Here is a 14505-nt window from a genome sequence, read left to right on the forward strand (position 1 = left end):
GGGGGGGGGGGGGGGGGCGGGGGGTTGGGGGGGCGGGGGGGGGCGGGCGCGGCCGGCCCCTGGGGGCCCGCCCCCCCCCCCCGCGGCCCCGCCCCCCCCGGGCGGGGGGGCGGACGCGCGGGGACTCAGCAGGTGATCCGCGCGTCCGCCCAGTCCCCGTGGTCGGAGGTGATGCCGTCGCCGCCGTCGGTGACGACGAGACGGACCACCTCGGCGCCGGTCACGTCCGCGCTGAGCGGCTGGGCGGCCATGTCGGTGGTGAGCACGCCGGTCGAGGCGACCTTCGTGCCGTCCGCCCAGACCTCGAAGGAGACGGTGCCGTTGGCGGCTTCCTCGTCGTCCACCCCGACCTCCGCGGTGACCTTCTCGCACGCCTTCCCGGCGTAGTAGTCGACCTCGCTCTGCGCATGGGTGCCGAGCCCCTTGGCGTACACCACCCCGCCGACGGTGATCGGATGTCCGTCGCCCGCGGCGGTCTCCCCGTTGCTCGTGTCGCGCTCCACCGGCCCCCAGCCGTTGCTGGTCGACAGCCAGGGCAGGTCGCTGAGGTAGGAGCTTCCGGCCGGCGGTGGGTCCGCGACGGTCAGCGTGAGTGTCGCCGTGCTCTCGGCCCGCACTCCGGCCGGCGACCGGTAACTCGCCTTCAGGGTGAGGTCGTACGCCCCCCGCGGTGTCCCCGCGGGCGCGCTCACCCTCCAACCGGTGCGCAGGGCGCGGCCGGTCGTCAGTGCGCGGGCCTTCGTCGGCGAGGCCGCCCGGACGCTCCAGCCCGCGGGGCCGGTGAGGGACACCGACACCTTCCCGGCCGTGGTACGGCCGAGGTCGGTGACCGACGTGGTGAGTGCGGACGTGCTGCCCGGCTCGGTGAACGGGCTGCCGTCCAGGCCGAGTTCGACGGCCGGCGGGTTGGCGGCCCAGCGCCGGTCGGCGGCGACCCGCACCAGGACCGTGCCGTGCGCCGGGACCAGCGCGGAGACGGTGCCCGCGGTGTTGTAGCTCCGGTGCTGCCACAGATCGCGCAGGGTGTAGGCGGGGGCCTTCGGCAGGCCGACGGCCGTCGCCGAGGTCGCGATGCGCCGGGGTGAGCCGTTCTCGTTGAACAGGGCCACCGCGCGACTGCCGTCGCTCATCTCCTTGGCGACCACCCAGCTCCCGTCCTCCGCGGAGACCACCGTGCCCTGCTTGCCCAGCGGGTCCTGGTCGACGGCGATGACCTCCTTGTTGTCCAGGATGTCGAAGGTCGCCGCGGACGCTTTGCGCAGGTCGGTGCCGATGAGCAGCGGGGCGGCCATGACCGACCACATCGAGAAGTGCGAGCGGTACTCGGTGTCGGTCATCCCGCCGTTGCCGACCTCCAGCATGTCGGGGTCGTTCCAGTGCCCGGGGCCCGCGTACGGGGCGAGCGGCAGGTTCTGCTTCAGGATCGACACCATCGAGCCCCAGCTGTCGCTGATGTCCCCGGTGGTCCGCCACAGCTGGCCGACGTCGGCGGCCCACTCCCAGGGCTTGTTCTCGCCCCATTCGCAGATGCTGAGGACGATGGGGCGGCCGGTCGCCCGGAGCGCGTCGCGCATGGTGGTGTACCGCTGCCTGGCGTCCACGCCCTGGTTGTTGCAGTTGTCGTACTTGAGGTAGTCGACGCCCCAGTCGGCGAACTGCTGTGCGTCGCTGTACTCGTGCCCCAGGGCGCCGGGGAAGCCCGCGTCGTTGCAGGTTTTGGTGCCGGCGCTGGTGTAGATGCCGAGCTTGAGGCCCTTGGCGTGCACGTAGTCGGCGACGGCCTTGATCCCGTTCGGGAACCGGGCCGGATCCGGGACGAGCTTGCCGTCCGCGTCCCGGTCGGGCAGGGCCCAGCAGTCGTCGAGGTTGACGTACCGGTAGCCGGCGTCCTTGAGGCCCTTCGCCACGAAGAGGTCGGCGATGCCCTTGACCATGGCCTCGTCGAAGTCCGCACCGCAGTGCGTGGAGTTCCAGTTGTTGAAGCCCATCGGCGGGGTCGGCGCGAGGCCGTCGGCCGGGGCGGGGGACACCGGCTTCGGTTCGGCGACGGCGGGTGCGGCGAGGCCGGCCGTGCACAGCAGGGCCGCGGCCAGTGCTCCGATCACTCTTCGGCGGGTCGTGCGGGTGTGAGGGTGACGCGTCATTACGTTCCTCCGACTCGCGCATGGTGCGATGACGGCATGTACGTGTCATCGCTCTGTGTGTTTACGTTAGAACCCGTCTGACTGTGTTGGAAAGAGAGCGGTGGTGATGGTTCGATGTTTCGTCGGGAGCAGGCTTGGTCCGGACCCGCGCGAGAGGGGTGGTCCGATGTCCAACCGGTCGGCCACCGGGGTCCCGCCGGGGCGTACCGCGTTGCTCCCCTCGCGGGTACGCCCGTGACCCCCGGCCGTCGGCGCAGTTGAAACGGGCATGAAGAAGCGCAGCATGCTCGCCATCGCCAGCCTGGCCACCGGATTCGTCGTGGCCGCCATCACCCCGTCCCACGCGGCCGACGAAGGCCCGCTCGGCGACCTGTACGTGTCGGACGTCGTGGAGCACGTCGGCCACGTCGTCGGGGAGGACAGCTTCCAGACCGACCCGGACTTCCTGGGTCAGGAATAGCCCGGCGGAGCCCGAGCGGACGACAGTGCCGGTGTTCCGGGCAGCGGACACCGGCACCGTCGTCTGCGCGCCCTCAACGGGAACTGGTTTCCGTGGCAGTGTGGAGCGGGCAAGCCACAGGGGGCCAACAGAAGAGGGGGAGTCCGTGATCGTCTGGGTCAACGGCGCGTTCGGTGCGGGTAAGACCACCACCGCACGTGAACTGATCGAACTGATCCCGAACAGCACGCTCTTCGACCCCGAGCTCATCGGCGGGGCGCTGACGGACCTGCTGCCGGCCAAGCATCTCGCCGAGGCCGGCGACTTCCAGGATCTGCCGATCTGGCGCCGGCTGGTGATCGACACCGCGGCCGCGCTGCTCGCGGAGCTGGGCGGAACCCTGGTGGTACCCATGACACTGCTGCGTCAGGAGTACCGCGACGAGATCTTCGGCGGCCTCGCCGCCCGCCGGATCGCGGTCCGGCACCTGTGCCTCACGCCGGCGGAAACGATCCTGCGCGAGCGAATAGCCGGCCGCGAGATCCCGCCCGGCCTGCCCGACGGGGAGATGCGGATCCGCCAGTGGTCGTACGACCGGATCGAGCCCTACCGCGCCGCCCTCGCCTCCTGGATCAGTGCCGACGCCCATCTCGTCGACACCAGCGCGCTCAGCCCGTACGAGACGGCGGTGCGGGTCGCGGCGGCCGTGGGCAGTGGCGAAGCCGCGGTATGTGACATCGTGCAAACCCCCGAACCCACCGCCGAGACCGTCGCCGCAGGCGTCCTCCTCTTCGACGAGCACGACCGCGTCCTCCTGGTGGACCCCACCTACAAGGCCGGCTGGGAGTTCCCCGGCGGCGTCGTCGAGCCTGGTGAGGCCCCCGCCCGGGCGGGCGTGCGGGAGGTCGAGGAGGAGACCGGGATACGGCTGGAGGAACTGCCGGGGCTGCTGGTCGTCGACTGGGAGCAGCCCGCGCCGCCCCGCTACGGCGGCCTGCGCCTGCTCTTCGACGGCGGCCGGCTCGACTCCGCCGAGGCGCGGCGGCTGGTGCTGCCGGGGCCGGAGCTGCGGGACTGGCGGTTCGTCACCGAGCAGGAGGCCGCCGACCTGCTGCCGCCGGTGCGTTACGAGCGGCTGCGCTGGGCGCTGCGGGCCCGCGAGCGCGGTGCCGCGCTCTATCTGGAGGCCGGGGTCCCGGTCGGTTGACGATTCCTGAAAGTCCGTCAAGTCCCCGTCACATCAATGATGTTGGCGGGACCTTGGCATTCCGGGGCCGTGTCTGGGGGACTTTGCGCGGGGCGGAAGGTTCCTAGGGGGAAACGAGGGTGAATTGTCGCCGTCCCGGTATGAACAAGAACGTGAAGGAGGTACACAGACGTTCTACCGTCGGTGCGCAGCTCAACTTCCTCGCGGCCGCTGGCCGCCGTGCACAGGCCGGGCAACGACCGGCTGAAGGAGGGACATGCGCGCGCACTCTTCGGCCCTCACGAGGGGCCTCGCACTGACCGCCGGGCTCGTCCTGGCGCTCGCCGCCTGCAGCAGCGGGGGAGGCGGCGGGGGCAGCGGCGGCAAGAGCACCTCCGCCGGTCTCACGTCCTGCGCCACCCAGGGCAAGGCGGACACCTGCAACGCCGGCACCACCAAGGCAGGCGGCACGTTCACCTACGTCATCGAGAAGAACGTCCAGCAGTGGAACGTGCAGGACACCAACGGCAACACCTTCGAGAACGCCGAGGCGCTGAGCCCCGTGCTGCCCCAGGTCTACGTCCCGCAGCCGGACTTCGGCGTCAAGCTCAACACCGACCTGGTGGCCTCGGCGACCCAGACGAGCGCCTCCCCGCAGACCCTCGTCTACAAGATCAACCCCAACGCGTCCTGGAACGACGGCACCCCGATCACCGCCGACGACTTCGTCTACTACTGGCGCACCAACGACGGCAAGGACTGCCCGCCACCGCCGGCCAGCGACTCCACCCAGACCAAGGGCTGCCTGCCGGAGAGCACCGCCGGCTACGACCGGATCAAGTCGGTGACCGGTTCCGACAACGGCAAGACCGTCACCGTCGTGATGGCCAGGCCCTACGCCGACTGGAAGTCCCTGTTCGGTGCGGGCTACCCGTTCTACCCGGCGCACGTCGCCGAGAAGGTCGCCGGCGCCAAGGCGGGCGACGCGGCCCACATGACGGCCGCCCAGATGACCCAGGGCTGGCAGTACTTCCAGAAGAACCCGCCCACCAAGTACGCGACCGCGGGACCGTACAGGATGACCGAGTGGGTCGACAACGACCACGCCACCTACGAGCCCGACCCGAAGTGGACGGGTCGGAAGGCCACCCTGCAGCGGCTGATCTTCAAGGTGATCTCGGACGCCACCCAGGAGCCGATCGCGCTGCGCAACAACGAGGTCCAGGGCATCTACCCGCAGCCCGAGGTCGACCTCGTCAACCAGGTCAAGGCCATCCCCAACGTCACCTACACCATCGGCAGCGGGCTGACCTGGGAGCACTTCGATCTCAACCTGCACAACCCGGTGATCGGCAAGTACCTGGCCCTCAGGCAGGCGATGTTCACGGCGATCAGCGTCAAGGACATCATGGCCAAGACGGTCGCCCAGTTCGACCCCGGCGTGAAGCAGCTCTACAACCACAACTTCGTCCCCGGAACAGCCGGTTACAAGGACGTGGTCAGCGCCAGCGGCCAGGGCTCGGGTGACCTCACCAAGTCCAAGAAGTACCTCACCGACGCCAAGTTCACCGGAGTCGGCACCGCCCTCAAGACCCCGGACGGCAAGGCGGTCGGGCCCTTCGACTGCCGCTACACCACGGGCAACCAGATCCGGCAGAGCGAGTGCCAGATCCTCCAGAGCGACCTCGCCGGCCTCGGGATCAAGGTCACGATCAAGCCGATCGGCGCCGCCGACCTCGGCACGGTCCTGGCCGGCCACCAGTACGACATCATCGTCTTCGCCTGGGTCGCCTCACCGTTCGCGATCAGCGGCGCCCAGCAGCTGTGGACGACCGGAGCAGGCGGCAACTACGGCGGCTACAGCAACAAGCAGGTGGACTCCCTGATCAGCACCGCCATCGGCGAGACCGACCAGACCAAGGCCGCCGCCCTGCTCAACCAGGCCGACCAGATCATGGTCAACGACGCCTACGTGCTGCCGCTCTACCAGAAACCCACTTTCCTCGCGGTACAGACCCGGTTCGTGAACATGCGCAACAACTCCACCAACGTCGGACCGCCGTACAACGTCGGTGAATGGGGCCTCAAGAAGTAGCCCCAGCGACCACTCGGATCCGCATCCCGGCCCTGGCGACCCCGGGGCCGGGCCTCCGCGAGAGAAGATCGCATGCTCGCCTACACCGTGCGCCGCATCCTCGTCTCCATACCCGTCCTCATCGTCTCGACGTTCATCGTCTTCCTGGTCGTCGTCAACTCCGGGGACCCGGTGGCCAACTTCGCCACCTCCCGGCAGCCGCCGCCCAGCAAGGCCGCCGTGACCGCCTTCGCCCGGCACATCCACGCCGACGAACCGGTCGCGGAACGCTACTGGAACTGGATCACCGGCGTCCTGCACGGCGACTGGGGGCCGTCCGTCCAGTCCAACCTGGACATCGGCCACGACCTGTTCACCCGCTTCCGGGTCACCGTCACCCTGGTCGCCGCCGCCATGCTGCTCGCCCTCGTGATGGCCATCGTCTTCGGCGTGTTCAGCGCGATCCGCCAGTACAGCGTCGCCGACTACACCATCACCTTCCTCGGTTTCCTCTTCCTCGCCATGCCCGTGTTCTGGTTCGCGGTCCTGCTCAAGCAGGCCGGGATCTGGTTCAACCAGGAGACCGGCAGCCAGTTCCTCGGCACCATCGGCGAGAAGTCCCCGTACCTGGACGTCGACACCACCTGGAACGAGTTCACCGACCGCGTCGGCCACCTCGTCCTGCCCACCATCACCCTGGCCCTGGTCTCCTTCGCGTCCTGGACCCGCTACACCCGCGCCGCCATGCTCGAAGTCCTGGACAGCGACTACGTGCGGCTCGCCCGTGCCAAGGGGCTGCGCCGCGGCCGGGTGCTCACCCGGCACGCCCTGCGCACCGCGCTGATCCCGCTCGCCACCGTCACCGCCCTCGACGTCGCGATCATCCTCGGCGGCGCGGTCATCACCGAGACGATCTTCCAGTGGCACGGCATGGGCGAGATGCTCGTCCAGGCCGCCACCACCCTCGACGTCTACCGGACCATGGCCTGGCTGCTGCTGTCCGCGGTCGTCGTCATCGTCTTCAACCTGTTCGCCGACCTGCTCTACGCCGTACTCGACCCGAGGATCCGCTATGACTGACGTCGGAGCAGTCGGGCCGGCCGGCACCCGGGCGCCGGGCGACGACCACGAGTTCACCGTCGTGCAGCGCTCCCAGACGCAGCTGGTCCTGCGCCGCTTCCTGCGCCACCGGGCCGCGATGATCAGCCTGGTCGTCTTCGTGCTGATCGTGCTGTGGGCGTTCATCGGCCCGCACTTCTGGCACTACTCGTACGCCAAGTTCACGCCGGACAACTCCCAGCCGCCGTCCTGGAAGCACCCGTTCGGCACCGACTCCTCGGGGTACGACGCCTACGCCCAGGTGATGCGCGGCACCCAGACCTCACTGAAGATCGCCATCCTCATCGCCCTCGGCTCCACCCTGGTCGGAGCCGTGTGGGGAGCCGTCGCCGGCTTCTACCGCGGATTCGTCGACGCGCTGATGATGCGTGTCGCCGACCTCGTGCTGACGCTCCCGCTGTTCGCGATCGCGCTGGTCATCTCCTCCCGCAGCGGCGGCTCCTGGTACTGGATCGCCGTGGTGATCGCAGGGCTGACCTGGGCGTACGTGTCGAGGGTGGTGCGCTCGACCGTACTGTCGCTGCGCGAGAAGGAGTTCGTGGAGGCCGCCCGGGCGCTCGGCGCCTCCGACCCCCGGATCATCTTCCGGCACCTGCTGCCCAACGCGCTCGGCCCGATCATCGTGAACGCCACGATCCTGGTCGCCACCGGCATCCTCACCGAGACCGCCCTGTCCTTCCTCGGGTTCGGCGTCCAGCCGCCGGACACCTCCCTCGGACTGCTGGTCGCCCAGGCACAGACCGCGGTCGACACCCGGCCCTGGCTCTTCTACATCCCCGGCGCCTTCATCATCGCCATCGCCCTCACCATCAACTTCATCGGCGACGGACTGCGTGACGCCTTCGACCCCCGGCAGCAAAGGGTGCGACAGTGACCGACACCGGCAACGGCAAGGGCGGCATCGACAGGGTCGTGGGGAAGGGCGAGGAGTCCGGCGCGGTGCTCGAAGTCGAGGACCTGAGCGTGGAGTTCCCGACCGAGGACGGTGCCGTACGCGCGGTGCGCGGCGTCGGCTACCGGCTGGAGCGCGGCGAGGCGCTGGGCATCGTCGGCGAGTCCGGCTCCGGCAAGTCCGTGACCGCGCTCGCCGTGATGGGGCTGCTGCCCGGCTCGGCCCGGGTGCGCGGCTCGGTCCGGTTCGAGGGCGCGGAGCTGCTCGGGATGTCCGACGCCCGGCTCTCGGACGTACGCGGCAGCGGTATCGCCATGGTCTTCCAGGACCCGATGACCTCCCTCAACCCCGTCTACACGGTCGGCTACCAGATCGCCGAGACCCTGCTGCGGCACAACCCGCGGCTCGGCAGACGCCCGGCCCGGGCCCGCGCCGTCGAACTCCTCGGCACGGTCGGGATCCCGAGCCCCGAACGGCGCGTCGACAGCTACCCGCACGAACTCTCCGGCGGCATGCGGCAGCGGGTCGTCATCGCCATCGCGATCGCCAACGACCCCGACGTGATCATCGCCGACGAGCCCACCACCGCCCTCGACGTCACCGTGCAGGCGCAGATCCTGGAGGCGCTGGAGGCCGCCCGCGCCGAGACCGGCGCCGCGCTCGTCCTGATCACCCACGACCTGGGCGTGGTCGCGGGACACACCGACCGCGTCGCCGTCATGTACGCCGGGCGGATCGTGGAGACCGGCTCCGTCGAGGAGATCTTCTACACCCCGCGCATGCCCTACACCCTGGGCCTGCTCGGCTCCCTGCCCCGCCTCGACCGCGAGGAGGACCGCCTGACCCCCATCACCGGCTCCCCGCCCTCGCTGCTCAACCTGCCCCCGGGCTGCCCCTTCGCGCCCCGCTGCCCGATGCGCCGGGAAACCTGCGACAGCACCGAACCCGCCCTGCGCCCGGTCGGATCCGACGGCCACCGCAGCGCCTGCCACTTCGCCGACGAACTCGTGGACGCGGCGGCCGGCGAGGTCTTCGACGCCGTCGGCGCCGACACCGAGGCCCTGGCCCGGTTCGCGGACCTGGAGGACGATGCCCGATGACCGATCCGCTGCCCTCGCTGCCCGGTCACGGCGGCACCGGCGACCCCGTCCTCCAGGTCCGCGACCTGGTCAAACACTTCCCGGTCATGTCGCGGGGCGTGGTCCGGCGCCGGGTCGGCGACGTGCACGCCGTCTGCGGGGTCTCCTTCGACCTGCACGAGAACGAGACGCTCGGGCTGGTCGGCGAGTCCGGCTCCGGCAAGACGACCGTCTCCCGGACCCTGCTCAACCTGGAGGCGGCCACCTCCGGCACCGTCCACTACCGCGGCCGGCTGCTGACCGACCTGAGCAGACGTCAGATGCAGCCGCTGCGCCGGGAGTTGCAGATCGTCTTCCAGGACCCGTACGCCTCCCTGGACCCCAGGATCTCCGTCCACGAGATCGTCGCCGAGCCCCTGCGCATCCACGGCCGCTACGGAGCCGGCGGCGCCGACGAGGTACGCGAACTGCTGCGCCTGGTCGGCCTCAACCCCGAGCACGGCAACCGGTTCGCACACGAGTTCTCCGGTGGCCAGCGCCAACGCATCGGCATCGCACGGGCGCTGGCGCTGCGCCCCAAGGTGATCGTCCTCGACGAGCCGGTCTCCGCCCTCGACGTGTCGATCCAGGCGGGCGTCCTCAACCTGCTGATGGACCTGCAGGGCGAACTGGGCCTGTCCTTCCTGTTCGTGGCGCACGACCTCTCCGTGATGCGGCACGTCGCCGGCCGGGTGGCGGTGATGTACCTGGGCCGCCTGGTGGAGATCGCCCCCGCCCGGCAGCTCTTCGCCCGGCCCGCCCACCCCTACACCCAGGCCCTGGTCTCGGCGATCCCGCTGCCCGACCCGCGCAAGGAACGCGCCCGGAGACGGATCACGGTCCAGGGCGACGTCCCGAGCCCGGTCCGCCCGCCCAGCGGCTGCCGCTTCCGCACCCGCTGCCCCAAGTTCGCGAACCAGCTCACCGACAGCGAGCGCACCGCCTGCGTCGAGCAGGTGCCCGACCTGGTCGACCGGGGCGGCGGCAACCCGGTCGCCTGCCACTACGCGGAGAGCGTGCAACTGCTGTGACCGTCCGGGTACGGGAACGGCGTCAGCCGGCTCTCCCGCTCCAGCCGTCGGCAGAAGACCTCCATGCCGGCGGCGAGCGGGGCGTGCCGGACAAGGAGCTCGGCGGCGGCCCGTGGGACGCCCTCGGGCCGCGTCCCGCCGGCACAGGCCCGCACGAACTCCGCGCGTTCCTCGCCCCGGTACCCGTACAGGGCGGTGACCAGCCAGAACACCAGACAGTAGGCCGCGTACGCGCGGTCGTAGTGCCGGTGCCGCCGGAAGAAGCCCGCCTCGTCCGGGTCCAGCCGGAAGCCTGAGCCGAGGGAGAGCCCGAAGTCCGTGAGGTACAGCCGGCTGCCGTCGGTGAGGATGTTGCGGAAGTGGGCGTCGAGGTGCAGGAGACGGCTGCCCGAGAGGAACGCGGTGAGTTCCTCCAGCCCCTGGGCCGCGAAGACACAGGCCGAGTCCGCGCGGTCGGTGCGCAGTTCGGCGTCCAGCCAGTCGTGCAGGGTGTGCGGGAGGTGCTCCAGGAACAGGGTGAGGCTCGCGGAGGCGTCCCGCAGCGCCTCGATGCGCTCCCGTACGCCCGCGGAGCCGCCCCAGTACGCCACCGCCCCCTCGACGTCGGCGAGTTCGCCGGGCAGCGGGGCGGGCGGCTCGGGCAGCACCCGCCAGTGGTGCAGCAGCGGGAAACCGGGGAACCGGCCCGCCAGCACCCAGTCCGTCGTCACCTCGTGCACGGCCAGCTCCCGCCAGGCCCCGAACCCCGGGGCGCCGATCGCCCCGATGCCGTAATGGCAGTACGACGGCAGGCCGAAGAGGTTCTCGGTGGAGCGGGCGTGCCGCGGTTCGCGTTCCCGGTCGGTCAGGGGGATCCGCTTCACGAACACCGGCCTGCCGTCCACCGTGAGCCGCACCGCTCTGCCGCCGATCCCGGCCCCGAGCGGTGCGCCGGCCGCGACCAGCTCGGCCAGTTCCGCATCGCCCAGCAGGGCCAGGCTGGTCGCGATACCGGTGTGGGCGGCGACGCGCCGCGCGGTGTCGGTCATCCCCCCATGGTCACCGCGGCGGGCCGTGCTGTCCGGGGAATCCCGCAGCGACCGTGGCGACCGTGCCGAGCCGGGGAGCGGTCCGACGACGTCCCTGTCCCAGCCGGAGGGCGGCGGACCAAGGATGCCCGCCGCCCCGGGTGTGTCAGCCCGCCGCGTAGTTCCGCAGGAACAGCGCCTCCGCCACCGACAGCCGCTCCAGTTCCTCGGGCGACACGCTCTCGTTGACTGCGTGGATCTGCGCCTCGGGCTCGCTCAGGCCGATCAGCAGGATCTCGGCCTGCGGGTAGAGGCCCGCGAGGGTGTTGCACAGCGGGATGGAGCCACCCTGGCCGGCGTACTGCATCGTCTCGTCCGGGTAGGCGACCGCCATCGCGTCCGCCATCGCCCGGTAGGCCGGGCTGGTGGTGTCCGCGCGGAACGGCTGGCCGTGGCCGACCACCTCGGTCCGCACCCGGGCGCCCCACGGCGTGTGCGCCTCCAGGTGGGCCTGCAGCAGCTTGCCGGCCTCGGCCGCGTCCACGCCCGGCGGCACCCGGAGGCTGACCAGGGCGCGGGCGCCTGCCTGCACCGACGGGGTGGCGCCGACCACCGGCGGGCAGTCGATGCCCAGCACCGTGACCGCCGGACGCGCCCAGACGCGGTCCGCGACCGAACCGTCACCGATCAGCCCGACACCGTCCAGCACCTTGGCGTCCTCGCGGAACTGCTCCTCGTCGTACGCCAGACCCTCCCACCGCGACTCCGGGACGAGCCCGTCGACCGTCGTGGAACCGTCCTCGGCGCGCAGCGAGTCGAGGACGCGGATCAGCGCGGCCAGGGCGTCGGGGGCGGCACCGCCGAACTGACCGGAGTGCAGATTGCCCCGGAGCGTGTCGATCTGGATGCGGACCATGGTCATGCCCCGCAGCGTCGTGGTCACCGTGGGCAGCCCGACCCGGAAGTTGCCCGTGTCGCCGATGACGATCGCGTCCGCCGTCAGCAGCCCGGGGTGCTGCTCGGCGTACCGCTCCAGGCCGCCGGTGCCCATCTCCTCCGAGCCCTCGGCGATCACCTTGATGTTGACAGGGACGCCGCCGTTCGCCTTCAGTGCGCGCAGCGCCAGCAGGTGCATGATCACGCCGCCCTTGCAGTCGGCGGCACCGCGCCCGTACCAGCGGCCGTCCCGCTCGGTCAGCTCGAAGGGCGGGGTGGTCCAGGCGGCCTCGTCCAGCGGCGGCTGCACGTCGTAGTGCGCGTACAGCAGGACCGTTTTGGCACCCTCGGGGCCTGGCAGGTAGCCGTACACCGACTGCGTGCCGTCCGGGGTGTCCAGTACGGCGACGTCCGTGAAGTCCTCGGCGCGCAGCGCGTCGGCCAGCCAGTTCGCGGCGCCCTCGCTCTCGCTCTTCGGGAACTGGGCGAAGTCCGCCACCGACTTGAAGGCCACCAGCTCGGCGAGCTCCGCCTTGGCCCTGGGCAGCAGGGCGGCGACGGTCTCGGCGACCGGATTGGACGACATGGGCACGCTCCTCGTGGGTGCGACGTTGAACTGGTGAGTGGACCGATCCTCCCACAGCGGCCTACGGCGATCTCCGCCGTAGGATGCGGGGGGACAGGTCACAGGTGTCGGCCCACGGGCCGACGGATCCTGACCCACGGCTTTACAGGGCCCTTACGGCTTGATACGGCCTCTACGGCTTGATATGGCTTCTACGGCTTGATCGGAGCAGCGGACCATCGTGAGCGGCGAGAATTCTTCGGCGGACGACGTGCAGGCGGACGACGCGCAGCGGGTGTGGGACGTCGTCGTGGTGGGCGCGGGACCCGCGGGGGCCTCGGCCGCCTACGCGGCGGCGGTCGCCGGACGGCGCGTGCTGTTGCTGGAGAAGGCCGAGCTGCCCCGCTACAAGACCTGCGGCGGCGGCATCATCGGCCCCTCGCGGGACGCGCTGCCGCCGGGCTTCGAGCTGCCCCTCAAGGACCGGGTGCACGCGGTCACCTTCTCCAACAACGGACGGTTCACCCGCACCCGCCGCTCCAAGCAGATGATGTTCGGGCTCATCAACCGGCCCGAGTTCGATCAGCAGCTGGTCGAGCACGCCCAGAAGGCGGGTGCCGAGCTGCGCACCGGCGCGGCCGTGCAGCGCGTCGAGCAGCACGGCTCGGCGGTCCCGGACCGGCGGACGGTCGCGGTCGTGCTCCAGGGCGGCGAGACCCTGCTGGCCCGCGCGGTGGTCGGCGCCGACGGCAGCGCCAGCCGCATAGGCGCCCACGTCGGGGTGAAGGTCGACCAGGTCGACCTCGGCCTGGAAGCGGAGATCCCGGTGCCCGAGACGGTCGCCGAGGACTGGAAGGGCCGGGTCCTCATCGACTGGGGCCCGATGCCAGGCAGTTACGGCTGGGTCTTCCCCAAGGGCGACACGCTGACCGTGGGCGTCATCTCGGCCCGTGGCGAAGGCGCCGCCACCAAGCGGTACCTGGAGGACTTCGTCGCCCGGCTCGGCCTGGCCGGCTTCGAGCCGAGCATCTCCTCCGGCCACCTGACCCGCTGCCGCGCCGACGACTCCCCGCTGTCCCGGGGCCGGGTGCTGGTCTGCGGCGACGCGGCGGGCCTGCTCGAACCGTGGACCCGCGAGGGCATCTCCTTCGCGCTGCGCTCGGGGCGGCTCGCGGGGGAGTGGGCGGTACGGATCGCCGAGGCCCACGACGCCGTCGACACCCGCCGCCAGGCGCTCAACTACGCCTTCGCCGTCAAGGCGGGCCTCGGCGTCGAGATGAGCGTCGGCAAGCGGATGCTCGCGGTGTTCGAGCGCCGCCCCGGCCTGTTCCACGCGGCGCTGACCGGGTTCCGTCCCGCCTGGCGGGCGTTCAAGGAGATCACCCAGGGCCGCACCTCCCTCGGCGAGCTCATCCGCTCCCACCCGCTCGCCCAGCGCGCCCTCACCGCCTTCGGCCCGGAGCCGGCGGCGAAGGAGAACGCGCCGGCGGAGGAGGGCGCGGCCGACGAGGAAGCCGTCATCTCGTGAACGGGGATGCCGTCATCTCGTGAACGGGGATGCCGTCATCTCGTGAACGGGGATGCCGTCATCTCGTGACCGGGGATGCGGAAGACGGGGTGATCGGCGCCGGCGGCGAGGAGCTCGTCGTCGCCGGACCCGGCCGTTACCCCGGGGAAGTAACTGCTTGACCTCCCAGCCCCACCTCTCCAGGTAGGCGGCCTGGCCCGCACCCCCGTGCCCGCCGAGCTCGCGCCGGAAGCCCGCCGGATGGCCGACGAACTGGTGCCCGGCCCGCCGCCGGAGATGGCGGTCGCCATGGCCGCGGCGTGTACCCAGCTGTTCGGCCTGGTCGGGTTCGAGCTGTTCGGCCAGTTCCAGGGGATCGTCGAGGACCGGGAGCGGTTCTTCCGGCATGCGGCCGCCCAACTCGCCCACGGCGTCGGGCTGGTCTTCCCCTGACGGTGCCCGGTCGCTCCGGTCACTCGGGTCGCTC

General features: G+C 71.2%; 11 protein-coding genes and 1 pseudogene. 9 read left to right on the forward strand and 3 right to left on the reverse strand.

Features of this window, described 5'->3' with window-relative positions:
• Positions 1-125: 125 nt before the first annotated feature.
• On the reverse strand, positions 126-2144 hold the full coding sequence (locus tag AB0472_RS27160; protein WP_366359896.1) for an NPCBM/NEW2 domain-containing protein: 2019 nt from the start codon (positions 2142-2144) through the stop codon (positions 126-128).
• A 268-nt stretch (positions 2145-2412) separates the two neighbouring features.
• On the opposite strand from AB0472_RS27160, the gene AB0472_RS27165 reads away from it, so the two are divergent.
• The 7 genes from AB0472_RS27165 (at position 2413) to AB0472_RS27195 (ending at position 10003) form a co-directional block, all read left to right on the forward strand.
• Positions 2413-2604: a hypothetical protein gene (locus tag AB0472_RS27165; RefSeq protein ID WP_366359898.1), complete on the forward strand. Its 192-nt coding sequence runs from the start codon at positions 2413-2415 to the stop codon at positions 2602-2604.
• A 145-nt stretch (positions 2605-2749) separates the two neighbouring features.
• The gene (locus AB0472_RS27170) at positions 2750-3790 is read left to right on the forward strand and encodes an NUDIX domain-containing protein (protein WP_366359900.1); all 1041 of its coding nucleotides are present in this window, start codon (positions 2750-2752) and stop codon (positions 3788-3790) included.
• Between the two features lie 256 nt (positions 3791-4046).
• Positions 4047-5864 carry an ABC transporter family substrate-binding protein gene (locus AB0472_RS27175; RefSeq protein WP_366359902.1) on the forward strand — a complete coding sequence of 606 codons (1818 nt, stop codon included), beginning with the start codon at positions 4047-4049 and terminating at the stop codon, positions 5862-5864.
• Positions 5865-5936: 72 nt separating this feature from the next.
• Positions 5937-6923, forward strand: coding sequence for an ABC transporter permease (locus AB0472_RS27180; protein ID WP_366359904.1), 987 nt, complete (start codon positions 5937-5939; stop codon positions 6921-6923).
• Positions 6916-7836, forward strand: a complete 921-nt coding sequence (locus tag AB0472_RS27185; RefSeq protein ID WP_366359906.1) for an ABC transporter permease — start codon at positions 6916-6918, stop codon at positions 7834-7836. Before AB0472_RS27180 ends, AB0472_RS27185 begins: the two co-directional genes overlap by 8 nt.
• Positions 7833-8954: an ABC transporter ATP-binding protein gene (locus AB0472_RS27190; protein WP_366359908.1), complete on the forward strand. Its 1122-nt coding sequence runs from the start codon at positions 7833-7835 to the stop codon at positions 8952-8954. The genes AB0472_RS27185 and AB0472_RS27190 overlap by 4 nt, the downstream gene beginning before the upstream one ends.
• Entirely contained in the window at positions 8951-10003 is a 1053-nt protein-coding gene (locus AB0472_RS27195; protein ID WP_366359910.1) for an oligopeptide/dipeptide ABC transporter ATP-binding protein, read from the forward strand. Before AB0472_RS27190 ends, AB0472_RS27195 begins: the two co-directional genes overlap by 4 nt.
• Here the strand turns inward: AB0472_RS27195 and AB0472_RS27200 are convergent.
• Entirely contained in the window at positions 9976-11031 is a 1056-nt protein-coding gene (locus tag AB0472_RS27200; protein WP_366359911.1) for a protein kinase family protein, read from the reverse strand. The genes AB0472_RS27195 and AB0472_RS27200 overlap by 28 nt on opposite strands.
• Before the next feature lie 145 nt (positions 11032-11176).
• A complete protein-coding gene (locus AB0472_RS27205) occupies positions 11177-12532 on the reverse strand; it encodes a dipeptidase (RefSeq protein ID WP_366359913.1) in 1356 nt (451 codons plus the stop codon).
• Positions 12533-12752: 220 nt separating this feature from the next.
• Between AB0472_RS27205 and AB0472_RS27210 the strand changes: the two genes are divergently transcribed.
• Both AB0472_RS27210 and AB0472_RS27215 read left to right on the forward strand, forming a co-directional pair.
• A complete protein-coding gene (locus AB0472_RS27210; RefSeq protein ID WP_366359915.1) occupies positions 12753-14039 on the forward strand; it encodes a geranylgeranyl reductase family protein in 1287 nt (428 codons plus the stop codon).
• 189 nt (positions 14040-14228) lie between these two features.
• A pseudogene (locus AB0472_RS27215) lies at positions 14229-14471 on the forward strand (WHG domain-containing protein); the annotation flags it as partial.
• Positions 14472-14505: the final 34 nt, after the last annotated feature.

This window comes from Streptomyces sp. NPDC086777 (genome assembly GCF_040702065.1).
Taxonomy (GTDB): domain Bacteria; phylum Actinomycetota; class Actinomycetes; order Streptomycetales; family Streptomycetaceae; genus Streptomyces.